This is a genomic window from Pseudoalteromonas sp. A22, from assembly GCF_018141345.1.
Taxonomy (GTDB): Bacteria; Pseudomonadota; Gammaproteobacteria; order Enterobacterales; family Alteromonadaceae; genus Pseudoalteromonas; species Pseudoalteromonas maricaloris.
This window is the reverse complement of record NZ_CP047238.1, coordinates 1,057,163-1,069,433: the sequence shown is the minus strand read 5'-3', so window position 1 is coordinate 1,069,433 and position 12,271 is coordinate 1,057,163. Positions and strand designations below refer to the sequence as shown.

General features: G+C 43.7%; 13 protein-coding genes. 7 read left to right on the top strand and 6 right to left on the bottom strand.

Going from position 1 to position 12,271, the window contains the following annotated elements; genetic code table 11:
* Window positions 1-10 precede the first annotated feature (10 nt).
* A complete protein-coding gene (locus GSF04_RS09715; protein WP_095727329.1) occupies window positions 11-190 on the bottom strand; it encodes a hypothetical protein in 180 nt (59 codons plus the stop codon).
* Between the two features lie 100 nt (window positions 191-290).
* On the opposite strand from GSF04_RS09715, the gene GSF04_RS09710 reads away from it, so the two are divergent.
* Complete coding sequence (locus GSF04_RS09710) at window positions 291-1,328, top strand: nitronate monooxygenase (protein WP_211859935.1); 1,038 nt, start codon at window positions 291-293, stop codon at window positions 1,326-1,328.
* A gap of 113 nt (window positions 1,329-1,441) precedes the next feature.
* Window positions 1,442-2,458: a CDP-glycerol glycerophosphotransferase family protein gene (locus GSF04_RS09705; RefSeq protein WP_211859404.1), complete on the top strand. Its 1,017-nt coding sequence runs from the start codon at window positions 1,442-1,444 to the stop codon at window positions 2,456-2,458.
* Between the two features lie 71 nt (window positions 2,459-2,529).
* On the opposite strand, the gene GSF04_RS09700 is transcribed toward GSF04_RS09705, so the two are convergent.
* From GSF04_RS09700 to GSF04_RS09690, 3 genes are all read right to left on the bottom strand, one after another.
* On the bottom strand, window positions 2,530-2,688 hold the full coding sequence (locus GSF04_RS09700; RefSeq protein ID WP_172439955.1) for a hypothetical protein: 159 nt from the start codon (window positions 2,686-2,688) through the stop codon (window positions 2,530-2,532).
* A gap of 110 nt (window positions 2,689-2,798) precedes the next feature.
* Entirely contained in the window at window positions 2,799-2,966 is a 168-nt protein-coding gene (locus tag GSF04_RS09695; protein ID WP_188249503.1) for a hypothetical protein, read from the bottom strand.
* Between the two features lie 244 nt (window positions 2,967-3,210).
* The gene (locus tag GSF04_RS09690; RefSeq protein WP_039492154.1) at window positions 3,211-3,684 is read right to left on the bottom strand and encodes a VOC family protein; all 474 of its coding nucleotides are present in this window, start codon (window positions 3,682-3,684) and stop codon (window positions 3,211-3,213) included.
* 177 nt (window positions 3,685-3,861) lie between these two features.
* Between GSF04_RS09690 and GSF04_RS09685 the strand changes: the two genes are divergently transcribed.
* Window positions 3,862-6,414: an Ig-like domain-containing protein gene (locus tag GSF04_RS09685; protein WP_211859403.1), complete on the top strand. Its 2,553-nt coding sequence runs from the start codon at window positions 3,862-3,864 to the stop codon at window positions 6,412-6,414.
* 117 nt (window positions 6,415-6,531) lie between these two features.
* Here the strand turns inward: GSF04_RS09685 and GSF04_RS09680 are convergent, their stop codons facing one another.
* Window positions 6,532-6,735 carry a hypothetical protein gene (locus GSF04_RS09680; protein ID WP_211859402.1) on the bottom strand — a complete coding sequence of 68 codons (204 nt, stop codon included), beginning with the start codon at window positions 6,733-6,735 and terminating at the stop codon, window positions 6,532-6,534.
* 313 nt (window positions 6,736-7,048) lie between these two features.
* Between GSF04_RS09680 and GSF04_RS09675 the strand changes: the two genes are divergently transcribed.
* Both GSF04_RS09675 and GSF04_RS09670 read left to right on the top strand, forming a co-directional pair.
* Window positions 7,049-8,404, top strand: a complete 1,356-nt coding sequence (locus GSF04_RS09675; protein ID WP_211859401.1) for an MFS transporter — start codon at window positions 7,049-7,051, stop codon at window positions 8,402-8,404.
* Between the two features lie 74 nt (window positions 8,405-8,478).
* Window positions 8,479-9,438 (top strand): hypothetical protein, encoded by a 960-nt coding sequence (locus tag GSF04_RS09670; protein WP_211859400.1) that lies wholly within the window; start codon window positions 8,479-8,481, stop codon window positions 9,436-9,438.
* Window positions 9,439-9,445: 7 nt separating this feature from the next.
* Here GSF04_RS09670 and GSF04_RS09665 read toward each other — a convergent pair whose 3' ends face one another.
* Complete coding sequence (locus tag GSF04_RS09665) at window positions 9,446-10,552, bottom strand: AraC family transcriptional regulator (protein ID WP_249122463.1); 1,107 nt, start codon at window positions 10,550-10,552, stop codon at window positions 9,446-9,448.
* A 176-nt stretch (window positions 10,553-10,728) separates the two neighbouring features.
* On the opposite strand from GSF04_RS09665, the gene GSF04_RS09660 reads away from it, so the two are divergent.
* Both GSF04_RS09660 and GSF04_RS09655 read left to right on the top strand, forming a co-directional pair.
* On the top strand, window positions 10,729-11,562 hold the full coding sequence (locus GSF04_RS09660) for a DUF2306 domain-containing protein (RefSeq protein WP_211859398.1): 834 nt from the start codon (window positions 10,729-10,731) through the stop codon (window positions 11,560-11,562).
* A gap of 30 nt (window positions 11,563-11,592) precedes the next feature.
* The gene (locus tag GSF04_RS09655) at window positions 11,593-12,162 is read left to right on the top strand and encodes a hypothetical protein (protein ID WP_211859397.1); all 570 of its coding nucleotides are present in this window, start codon (window positions 11,593-11,595) and stop codon (window positions 12,160-12,162) included.
* Window positions 12,163-12,271 lie beyond the last annotated feature (109 nt).

Below are 12,271 nucleotides of genomic sequence, written 5' to 3'. Positions count from 1 at the left end.
TCGGCGCTTGTTACCCGGCCACTAAAACGTAGATAAGTTTAATGATCAGCGTCACCATTAATAAAGGCAGTACATATTTGGCATACTTTTGCATTTTATCTAGTCCTAAACGCTGCTGATACTTTTCCAACAGCGGTATCAAGACGACCAACGCGATGACTAAACTCACTAATAATATAACTACGTTCATCTTAGTTCCTCTTTCTAAACAGGTATCTTACAACCAGTATTCACTTCAAGCAAAATTCCAGCTATGCTCATAAACACATCTGACCAGTAGAATAACAATGATGAAAACTGCTATCACCGAATTATTCGGCATCGAAAAACCCATTATATTACCCGGCATGAGCTGGATTTCTGTCCCTGAGCTTGTTGCGGCAGTGAGCAATGCTGGCGGCTTAGGTATTTTAGCCACGGGCCCGCTCAGTCAGGACGAGACACGTCAAGCAATACGAAAAATTCGTGAACTCACCGATAAGCCTTTTGGTATTGGTGTGACGTTAATGATGCCAGGCGCCAAAGAAAATGCCAAAGTCGCATTAGAAGAGCAAGTGCCTGTTATCAATTTTTCTTTAGGAAAAGGCGATTGGCTAGTGCAAGCGGCTAAAGCCTACGGCGGAAAAGTCATTGCTACTGTGGTGACGCAAAAGCATGCATTAGCAGCACAAAAATCTGGCGTTGATGCGCTATTAGTTACAGGTCATGAGGCCGCAGCCCATGGTGGTGAAGTAACTTCACTGTGTTTAGTGCCGAGTATAGTCGATATTGTCGATATACCTGTGATTGCCGCAGGGGGATTTGCTGATGGTCGAGGACTTATCGCCGCGCTAGCGCTTGGCGCAGAGGGCGTTGCGATGGGCTCTCGTTTTGCAACATCTAAAGAAAGCCCTTTGCATCAACATGTCAAAGATACTGTAGTAGAAAAAGACGTTGAACAGACGATTTATTCCAAAAACTTCGATGGTCTTTATGCTCGAGTAATGAAAACCCCCATGGCTGAAAAGGCAACGCGCCGCCCGATGAACTTTTTCATAGCCACCATAAAATCATTCAAGGCCGCCAAAATGGTCGACATGCCCTTATGGAAGCTACTACTAGGACTGTTATCTCAATTCGATAAAATTAAGATGCTGTCGCTCTTTGGTGCCGCCACCGAAAAACTTGAAGCCGCCACAATCCATGGAGATTTAGATCATGGCGTGCAGTTTATTGGTCAATCTCAAGGCTTAATTCGAGAAATCGAATCAGTACAAACCTTAATGGATAACATGATGGCTCAAGCCACTGAGGTGCATTCACGTATCGGCGCCAACACAGCCGAGTAACGGATGTTTGGTATTGATGCGGTAAAAGCGGTATTATTTGCTTAATATCGCTCTGGCCCTAGCTGCGCCATTCAAGTGCTGGCCATAAACTCTGATTTTATAAGTGACTTTCAATGCCTAAACATTACCTTTTCTACATTGAGCAACCATATAGCTTTGCCATTCTAAGACCCCTCCAAAATGCTATCCGTGCAAACGGTGATGTGGTGAAATGGTTTTTAAAAGGTAAAGATGTAAACTCAAGTTCACTTGCACCAGACGAAACGGAGTTACTGAGCGTAGAGGACGTCAAGGCGTTTAATCCCAGAGCTGTATTTGTTCCTGGAAACGTTGTTCCTGACTTTTTTCCAGGCGCCAAAGTGCAAGTATTTCACGGATTAGAATATAAAAAGAAAGGTCACTTTGGGATCCGTGGTTTCTTCGATTTGTATTGTACTCACGGCCCAATTACCACTGCGCCATTTAACCAACTCGCACAAAAACATGGTTATTTCTCGGTGATTGAAACTGGCTGGCCAAAACTCGACCCTTATTTTGATTACACCAAGCAAGATAATGAAAAGCCAGTCATACTGTATGCTCCCACTTTTTCACCGAACCTTACATCGCTTGAAGCATTACATGCACACATCAAACAGCTCGCAGAGTCAGGAAAATACAAAGTCCAACTTAAGTTTCATCCTAAGACGAAACAGCAGTGGCAACAGATGTACATGGAACTTGAAACCATCAGCGACTTTGAAATCGCCGGAAATGACAATCTCATTCCCCTCATTCAGCAAGCCGATGTGGTGATTTCTGATACCTCTAGCGCCGTTGATGAGTCGCTATTAATTGGTAAACCGGTTATCACTTTTAATAATCACCAACCTCAAGATGCCTTACTCAATATTACCGATGCAAGCCAATTATCTGAAGCGGTTGAACAAGCACTCAACCTGTCCGACGCACAAAGTGAACGTATTGAGCAATACATTCAGCAAGTGCATCCTTACCGTGATGGTAAAAGCGCCGAGCGCATACTCGCAGCAACAGAGGCTGTAATTGCTGCTGGATTAAAGCGTAAACCGCTTAATTTATTGAGACGTTACAAAATACGTAAAGCATTGAATTACATGAAGATAAATTAAAATCAGGTTGCTTTTCGAAATAAAAAAGCTCACTTAACTGTGAGCTTGTTCATGTTAATTTATCACTAATTTTAACACTCACACTGCCAATACTGGTTGCCAGTTTCTGACATCGGAGGACGACAACGAATACCTGTTGCGCCACCAGCGATGTTTGGTGTTTGCTCTTGAGGCAAGCTTTGCTTTTTATCTAATTGTTTTAATGCTGTTTTTTTAAATTTCAATTTCATCTTCTTATCCTTGATTAATCTTAATTTGTAAATCATGTTGTTTAAGGTTGGTAGTCCAACAAGTAGATTTTCTATCTCATCAGGCTAACCTAAAACACTGCTCGACTATACTAACAACGGCACTGACCGTAATCCGTACCAGTCAACGTTTCCGTTAAGCGGCAAGGAATTCTAGTATTTGGCTCAGCACCGCCTGCTACTTGAGGCGTTTGCTGTAAAGGTAGGCTTTGGTTTTTATCTAGTTGCTTCAACGCTGATTTTTTTAATTTTAATTTCATTATCATTTCCTTGAAATAGTCGTTTAGTGATAAAAATTTATCACTAATTCTTAAGCTGCCATGAAAAAATAAAAAATTCAACATTATTCACAATAAAATTAACTTTAAAATTCACCTCACCACTAAGACAACCCTTAATCATATGTTAAATAATGCCTTTTAACCAAAAACTCCAAAAAGCACACCATTAAAAACAAACAAAAAATTAATAAATCTGCAATCTAATAAGATAAACTTACCTCAACTAGGCATCTTGTTGTTTATCCATAAAATCAGCCATACGCGCGAGCAACTCGGTTTCTGTGAGATCTTCTTTATGCGTGCCAATCGTCCAGATATGACCAAATGGGTCTCGTAGCGTTCCAGCCCTATCACCATAAAACTGATCACAAACGGGCGTGACTTGCTGTGCCCCCAATTCAATTGCCCCCGTAAACACAGTGTCCACATCGTCAACATACAACATCAAGCTAACGGGCGTGCCACCAAGCTCATTGGGATCTTTAAAGTGCATATCAGGGCACATATCTGAAAGCATCACATAAGAATTTCCAATCAGCAGCTCCGCATGTGCTATTCCGCCATCTGGCATAGGTAACTGAAGCTTTACACTAGCGCCAAAAGCAGCTCGGTAAAACTCAATAGCTTTTGCTGCACCAGCCACAATAAGGTAAGGCGTGAGTGAATGATAACCGGAAGGAATTGAAGAAGTCGCCATTATATGGATCCTATAAAGTCCGTTAAATTCCCTCTAAACCTAGCCGATTATTTGAAATATGCGAATTAAAATTGCGATAAGATTTACTCATAACTCGAGTGTTGATTAACGAATTATTTACCTATATGCTAATTTGGTTTTGTTCATAAAACACACAACAACATGTAAGGGATCAGTATGAAACCAACTTCTATATTACGATTGGCTTGGACGAGCGGTGCTCTCATCCTCGCGGGCCAAGCAAACGCCTACGACTGTAGTAATTTAACCCTGTGGTCTGAACAACAAGTCTACAGACAAGGGGATATTACACAGTCCCAAAACCAAGCATATGAAGCTAAGTGGTACAGTCAAAACGACAATCCAGCTGGCCACTCCGGTCCTTATGATGTCTGGCGGTCACTGGGAGCTTGTGCAACAGGGTCTGGTCAAGCACCGAGTGTCGTACTCACCAGCCCAAATAATGGCGCTGTGCTGGGCGAAAATGACAGCGCTGTTTTTTCCGCTAATGCCAATGATGTCGATGGTGATCTGGCTTATGTCGAATTCTTAGTAAATGGGCAAGTCATCGCTACGGACACTACCGCACCATTTCAAACCACTTGGAACGCAGTACTTGGCAAATACGATATCAGTGCAATTGCCACCGATTTACAAGGGCTAACCGGAAGCTCGCAATCAGCACAGATCACAGTAAAACCGGGCGGAGGAAATCTACCACCGAACGTATCCATTGTAGCGCCAGCCAGCGGTCAGCAGTTCTATCAAGGCGATATGGTAGGGATCAGCATCACAGCTGAAGATAGCGACGGTACTATTGCGAGAGTGGAAATTAGCGTGAACAATCAGCTTGTCGCGAACCTAACAACCTCTCCTTTTGAGTTCCAATTCCAAGCGGAGCAAGTGGGCGTAAACCAACTAAATGTAAAAGCGATAGACAATCAAGGCTTGGTAAGTGAGGCAAACCTTGCCATCGATGTGCTAACAAAAGTGGGAGGTGGCTGCCAAGGCCTTAGAGCATACAGCGCTGGACAAAATTACCAGGCTGGTGAACTCGTCGCTCATAATAATCATAAATATCGCTGTGATATTGCAGGTTGGTGTAGCTCAAACGCGCAATGGGCTTATGAGCCTGGTGCAGGCCAGTATTGGACCGATGCATGGAGCGATTTAGGGATCTGCGCAATCGCGCCAACCGTAACGTTCGAAAGCCCGTCCAATAATGGTACTGTTTTGGTCAATGCACCCACCACTATCTCTGTTAGTGCTCAAGATACAGACGGCACTATTGCTACACTGTCACTCTATGCCGACAACACACTCCTCGCCACAGCCAATCAAGGAACGCTTAGTCACAGCTGGACACCGACAGACCTCAATCCGGTGAGTTTAAAAGCCATTGCCGTGGATAACGAAAGTAATCAAAGCGAGCAAACAGTTACAGTGAATGTGACAGATAAACCGATTGCCGTTGATTTACTCGCCCCTACGAGCGGCAGCCAAATTACCTTGGGTAATTCCACTCAATTGATTGCACAAGCATCCTCTTTTGTTGGACAAATCACTCAAGTACAGTTTTATGCTGATGGCGTGTTACTCAATACAGACACAACGCCACCCTACGAATATAGTTATGCACCGGCCTCAATCGGCACAAAAACACTTTATGCCACGGCCACCAACGACAATAATGATCTGGTGTCCAGTAGCGGCGTGACTGTTCAAGTCATCGATAAACCCATCGGTAAAAAGCACAAATTGATTGGCTATTGGCATAACTTTGTCAATCCAGCTGGTTGCCCAATTCCACTTGATCAGATGTCTACTGCTTGGGATATCATCGATATTGCCTTTGCTGAAAATGATAGAAACTCGAATGGTACAGTGCACTTCACGCCATTTGAAAAAGACATTCGCTCTAACTGCCCGCCTATCGACCCGGTAAAATTCAAATCCGACATGCAGGCACTACAAGCGCAAGGTAAAGTTTTTGTGCTAAGTCTTGGTGGTGCAGAAGGCACAATTACCCTTAATACGGATGCCGATGAAGCGGCATTTGTCAGTAGCCTCACCGATATTATTCAACAATGGGGATTTGACGGGCTAGATATCGATTTAGAGAGCGGCTCGAACCTTGTGCATGGCTCTCAGATCCAAGCTCGACTGCCAAGAGCATTAAAGCAAATTGAACAAAATATTGGTGGCAATATGGTACTTACCATGGCCCCTGAACATCCCTATGTGCATGGTGGCATGATTGCCTATTCAGGTATCTGGGGCGCTTATATTCCACTTATAAACGAGCTACGCGATACATTAGATTTACTTCACGTACAGCTATACAACAATGGCGGCCTACCTAACCCATATGAACCGGGAAGTGCTCCAGAGGGCTCAGTGAACATGATGGTTGCCCATGCAAAAATGTTGATTGAGGGATTTGATCTTGCTGATGGCACCCGCTTTGTGCCACTTAGGGATGACCAAGTAGCCATCGGTCTACCTTCTGGTCCACAGTCGGCAAATTCAGGCCAAGCGCCTATTGGCAATATCATCAATGCCTTAGATTGTTTAACCAAAGGTACAGGATGTGGCACTATTCGACCTAGCAAGACTTATCCGAACTTTGGTGGCGTGATGACATGGTCGATTAACTGGGATAAATACGACGGCTATAACTTCTCTCAACCCATTGGCGATAAATTAACGCAAATGAATCAAGGAAATTAAAACTACATTGGCCTGAGCTTGGTATGTACGTCAGACGTTATGCTGAGTTCAGGTTGATTAATCAATAAAATACAAAAAATAAAGGCAGGTACAGCCCAGCTCCTGCTTACTTGATTGCTAACAATTTTCAGTCGTGTAGTTGTCACACCTAGCGCTTGTACAAAGTGCCGTGGTGATTAAATCACACTCTTTAGTCGTGGTTTCACAACCAATCGTGCCAGGCCTCGTTGTATAACCACCTGCCACATTAGGCGTCGCAGCATAATCAAGTGTTTGGTTGTTTTTAGATAAAGACTTTAATTTTTTAACCGTTAATTTCATTGGTAATCCTTTTTTGTTCTATTGATAAATTCAGGAACTAGCTCGTAATAATTTAGTCCTGAACTTAAGTTGTATCACCTGAACAAAAAACACTCAACCCAATTAAAACAACAATTCAATTATACGCGTGTTATCACTGTATTTTTGCCAGAACCACACTGAATAACCCATAACTTAGGCTATGTAGTAATCAGCCAACGACACAAGCAAACAAGGCTGATAAACAGTCAACAGCTTTTTGCTTGGAAATAAACTATTTCTCCCCTACTATTAGAGCGTTACACGCAAATTCATAATGAATCCCAAGGTCGATATGAAATCTTTTCCATCGCTTTATTTAACAAATCTATTCTTAGTCGGTGGGACAGGCCTGCTGACCACTTACTTAGCGCTTTATTTAGGCCAGCACGGCGTCAGCACGTTTTGGATCGGCTTGCTTACCTCGTTTTATTACTTGGGTTTGTTGCTCGGTGCTAAATTAGGCTACCACCTGATCAAATCAGTTGGGCATATTCGCGCGTTTGCGGCAAGCACAGCTGCAGTGACGGCCTGCGTAGCGATACATGGGGTGAGTGACAATATCTATCTTTGGCTTGGACTACGACTTGTGGTGGGTCTGGGCATGATGTGTAACTTTATGGTGCTCGAAAGCTGGCTGAATGAACAAGCGGCACCTGAGCAACGAGGGAGGGTATTTTCGTTTTACATGCTCACCTCCTACCTCGGTATGGTAACAGGGCAGTTTGCACTGTCTAATTTTCCTGAGCTTGGCTATGCGCCGCTGTTTTTAATTGTTGTTGCCTTATCCTTTGGAATTATCCCCATTTCAACGACGAGGCGGATCCACCCCAAGCCACTTAAGCCTATTCAAGTCAGTCTGTTTACCTACTTCAAAAAAGTGCCTCAATCTCTTACGGCGGTTTGTTTTGCTGGTGTAATTAATGGTAGTTTTTATGGCCTTGCCCCGACTTTTGCAAGCCAGTCAGGATTTAATGCCGAAGAAATTGCCATGTATATGTCGGTAACGATTTTTGCAGGTTTGCTTGCACAGTGGCCAATGGGCATTATCTCCGACCGAGTTCGCAGAAGTATCTTACTGCGCAGTAACGCTGTTTTTATCGGTTTGATTTCTCTTTGTATATTTTTACTGCCACTGAGCCCAAGCTACAGTCTTTGGCTGACTTTTGGCTTTGGGTTATTTGCATTTACCATGTATCCACTTTCTTCGGCACTAGCAAACTCCCGTGTTGATGATGAAGACCGTGTTGGCGTTTCTTCTGCACTGCTGGTGGCGTTTGGGGGAGGTGCCTGTGTTGGCTCGGCCGCTATTGCACAGATCATGTCCCATTTTGGTCATCAAGCCCTATACGCTTCGTTAAGCGCACTAACCGTTGTTATGTTTTTACTCCTCCACTTTATCAACGCGAGACAAAAAGCCGAGCAGCCAGAGCCTAGCGACTATGTGGCTGCGACTTCTGATATTACCAGCTCACCGCTCGCTGCCACCATGGACCCGCGTATCGAGGAAAAAACAGCACATGAGCAGCTACTTGTCGTTGACGAAGACGAAGACGCGCCTCGCGATAACGACGATGAACTCGACGACAATGAGCAAAATAGTGAGCCAACCGAGGAGCTGGACGAAACGACTAACAAACCTCAGCCATAGCCTGACTGATAAGCACTCGCCACCAAAGATTGCTTAATCAAGGTGTTATCAGCTATGTTTATAGGATGTAGCTGATGATTGATGAGTATTGTGATTTGCAAAACACTTGGATTGCCTTTGGTGGCGTTATGCTGCTCACGGCTTGTACCATAGCCAATAGCTGTGAGCTTGCTGTACTTGATGGTAGTGTCGTGCTCAGTTCCTCAAAGATACAGCCTAAATGTCGTTTTAAACAAGATCAAACCGGCCTGTTGTCTGCTGCGGCTAAGTTCACCTCAGCGCTAACCCATCAAACGCCAAATTCTAAAATAAAGCGGTTATCACAGGAGCAAGTTCAGCAATCATGCAACATCGACGCTACACAAGGCAGTTTGACTTGTACATTTAATGGTAAAAGCGACCACTTCACGCTGACTAACACCGTTAAACAGGGGAAAATCGCATCAATAAACTGGCAAGATGATGAATATGTTTACCTTGGCTGGATGACCAACACTGAGGTATTAATGGGCTATATTGCGTTTGGCGCGCTTAACACGCACAGCGATCCCTTTTTCATTCCCGCCTCCCAGTTTTGCCAATATGGTCTAAGCTCGCATCTTATCGACCTTGGTAAGGGCGACTTATTGTGCCAAAACCACGAAGGACTTTGGTCTCATAGCCGTTTACTGCCCCTACCACAGCCCTGCCAACAACCACAACAAATGATCCGAGATAAAGGTGGGATTTGGGCGCTGGAGTTTATCGAAAGTAGCTATCAATGGCGGATCTGCAGATACAACGATAACACAGGTAGCCTGTTAGCTGCATACGAATACAGCATAGACTTAAAGGCAACGCTGGCTCGGTATGACTTACAGCCCAGTGATTACACCCAACTTACTTTTTTATCCAATGGCGATACAAACGCTATCGCGAATGCGGTGGAAATTGATAACGTCTTTCCGGTCAGTGATATTACGCCAGAGCTTGACCCACAGACGATAGAGCTACCTATTCAGCAGCTACAATACAAACTGACTAAGCTAGATTAATCGCCACTTACTCTTGTGCTTCACGTAGCACCTGCGTTTGGCTATTTTGCTTTCTAAATTGGTTTGGTGTGGTTCCCGTAGCGATTTTAAATGCTCTAGTAAATGGTCCAACCGACGCAAAACCACTTTCCAGGCCAACGACAAGTACTGGCCAATGCTGTTTAGCGGGGTCTTGTAACAGCACTTTGGCATGCTCAACCCGCAACTCATTGACCAATTGGCTGAAATTTCGCGCTTGCAGGTTTTGTCGTATCACTCGACTTATCTTGTATTCAGGTTCATTAAATTGCTGAGCTAAGTCAGCAACTTTTAACCCTTCTTTGAGGAAGCCTTTTTGCTCGATAAGAAAGTGTTCCACCTGTTGCTGGAGCGCAATATCATCCTCGGTTTGTGTTGGTTCATTTGATTCGACGCACCTAACGGATGTACTTGTACGTTGAGATGAAAATCGCCAATACAGTAACACTTGCGCCGTCAATATAATGAGGATGGCAGCGCTTGTCACTGCCCATTCTTGAACCTCACGATTATCGGCAAAGCGATTTTCGATTAGTTTAGTGCCTGCGACGCAAATAAAATAAGCGGATAAAAATAGCACCCTTTGTGCTTTTTCTTGCCCTTGAGACTGCGAGAACCCTCTGCACCCTTCCCAAAATGCCAGCATGAGTACACTAGATGACAACAACAAGGTAAGCTCATACGCCGCAATGTTAAGCCACTCAACAAATCCGCGAGCGTTCATGTGTAATTGACTATCGATAAACAAATAGCCTTGTCGCCATATGACCAAGGCAGCAATGGCGATTGCAAACACAACATGCCTTTTTAAAATGGCCTGTTTTTCTCTAAATAGTGCCCTAGCAAGCAACCAAAACCCATTACAGGTCACACAAGCACCCATGCCAATTAAATACTGATATCCATTTAAGGAGTCCTGAGTCAGCTTTTTGGTCGTGGCCAATGCTATCGAGCCGCACACTAAAGCAAAGAGTAAATGTGCTGCTTTTTTCTCTTTTACAAAAAGCTGAGTAACAACCAAAGTGCAACATAGGCTAAGCAAAAGTAGGTAATAATTTTCAATAGTCATGGTGATTGAAGGAATATTGGTAGACACAGAAACTCTAACAGCCACACCAAAAGCATTCAAATTAACTTTGTAAGTAAACTTAACACCACCATTTTTTAAATTCGGCCTACTTTCTTTGCTTTGATTTTCAAAATCAAAGCGACGAGATAGCAAAATCTTGTCATTTTATATATCAAGTTCATTGATTTATAAGGATAAGTATTTTGTCTTCCCTCAATCTAACCAAAACAACTGGGCTTTTCTTTAGTCCCTTTAGCGTATTGAATGGTGCCGTAAAGAGCTGGATATGTATCGCACTGCTCGGGCAATGGATGTTTGCTGTTTATATCTTAGGCCTATATGCCATCCCGCTTATCGTGGAACTCACAGAGCAAAGTGCAGCGGTTTCACCGGCGAGCGGACACACAAAAGATGCCAAGGTGTTTTTTAGCCATGTTTTACCCGCTGTGATTTTGGCCACCAGCGGCTTATTACAGCTTATTCCTGCGGTGCGAAAACGCTTTCCACGCTTTCACCGCTACAACGGACGCGTATTTTTTATTCTCGGTATTTCGGGCGCACTCACAGGCTTATATCTCACTTGGGTAACCGGTCTTAGGCTAAGCGATATTGGTGCCATTGGAATAACACTCAACGGTATGTTAATTCCCATTGCGATATTTTTTGCTTGGCGCACTGCCATACAAAAAAATATCGCCGCACATCAACGTTATGCCGTACATAGTTTTTTCTTGGTTAATGGGGTGTGGACGTTTCGTCTTTATTTGTTTGGTTGGTACATGGTCAACCAAGGCTTCAATGGCAATACCGCAACCTTAGATGGCCCTATCGATATATTTATTTCGTTTGCCTGCTATCTGCTACCAATGGCACTCGCAGAACTCTACTTTTGGGCAAAACGCCAAACCAAAGCCAGCGCACCGGTGTGGATAATCGCGGTGATGATGAGCTTAGGTTTTGTGATCACCGCGATTGGCGTTTGCGCGGCCGCTGTCATGATGTGGTGGCCACGCATTTCAGCCGTCTTTTTTAGTTAAATTACAGTTTAATCAGCTAGGAGTAGAAACATGCTTTCAGTCACAGCGAACAAAATCAACAAAGGCCTAATTACATCGGCAATCTTACTCGTGATATTAACGCTGATGTGGCAACATTTAAACGGCGGCATAGTCAGTCACCACTTACTTCACAGAGCAGATTTTCCGGCAGTATCTAACGCATGGGGCATTATCATAATTCCCGTATTAGCTTGGCTTACTGCACTGCGGCTCCATGAAGCAATTGGCACAGAGGGCATTAAAAAAACAGCACCCGTGGTTATTCCTACTGAGTTTTTGGTCGCATTCTTTGTGATGTTACTCTTTAGCTTGTTGCAATCAGCCCTTTGGGAGTTCGGTTATCAAAGCCTCACCATGTATACAGCCCTAGGACTTTTGATAGCTGGTCTATTTTATCCAATCTACCGCGCAGAATGTATATTGGGACACGTGGTCGGTGCTAGTTTTACCTTTGGTTATGTTATTCCTCTAATTGGCATTTTAGTGATGGCAATCGTTTCAGTGTTTTCTCTTTTTTGCTTAAAACCTATCTTTTCTAAACTACTTAATAAGGCACAAACACCAATAAGAATGGAGTGATAGTGACCTTAGAAGGCTCAAGACAAAACAAATAATTCCTAAGCGCTTCTATATAACTCGTTCCTTGTCGTTTTGACTCGTGTTAAATTAGCGATGATTTTTAAGCAAG

Bases quoted from the DNA above. Each gene is read 5' to 3' on its own strand.
- GSF04_RS09655 (WP_211859397.1), top strand. From the start codon at position 11,593: ATGCTTTCAGTCACAGCGAACAAAATCAACAAAGGCCTAATTACATCG.
- GSF04_RS09670 (WP_211859400.1), top strand. From the start codon at position 8,479: ATGATTGATGAGTATTGTGATTTGCAAAACACTTGGATTGCCTTTGGT.
- GSF04_RS09685 (WP_211859403.1), top strand. From the start codon at position 3,862: ATGAAACCAACTTCTATATTACGATTGGCTTGGACGAGCGGTGCTCTC.
- GSF04_RS09695 (WP_188249503.1), bottom strand. From the start codon at position 2,966: ATGAAATTAAAATTAAAAAAATCAGCGTTGAAGCAACTAGATAAAAAC.
- GSF04_RS09680 (WP_211859402.1), bottom strand. From the start codon at position 6,735: ATGAAATTAACGGTTAAAAAATTAAAGTCTTTATCTAAAAACAACCAA.
- GSF04_RS09710 (WP_211859935.1), top strand. From the start codon at position 291: ATGAAAACTGCTATCACCGAATTATTCGGCATCGAAAAACCCATTATA.
- GSF04_RS09715 (WP_095727329.1), bottom strand. From the start codon at position 190: ATGAACGTAGTTATATTATTAGTGAGTTTAGTCATCGCGTTGGTCGTC.
- GSF04_RS09690 (WP_039492154.1), bottom strand. From the start codon at position 3,684: ATGGCGACTTCTTCAATTCCTTCCGGTTATCATTCACTCACGCCTTAC.
- GSF04_RS09700 (WP_172439955.1), bottom strand. From the start codon at position 2,688: ATGAAATTGAAATTTAAAAAAACAGCATTAAAACAATTAGATAAAAAG.
- GSF04_RS09675 (WP_211859401.1), top strand. From the start codon at position 7,049: ATGAAATCTTTTCCATCGCTTTATTTAACAAATCTATTCTTAGTCGGT.
- GSF04_RS09705 (WP_211859404.1), top strand. From the start codon at position 1,442: ATGCCTAAACATTACCTTTTCTACATTGAGCAACCATATAGCTTTGCC.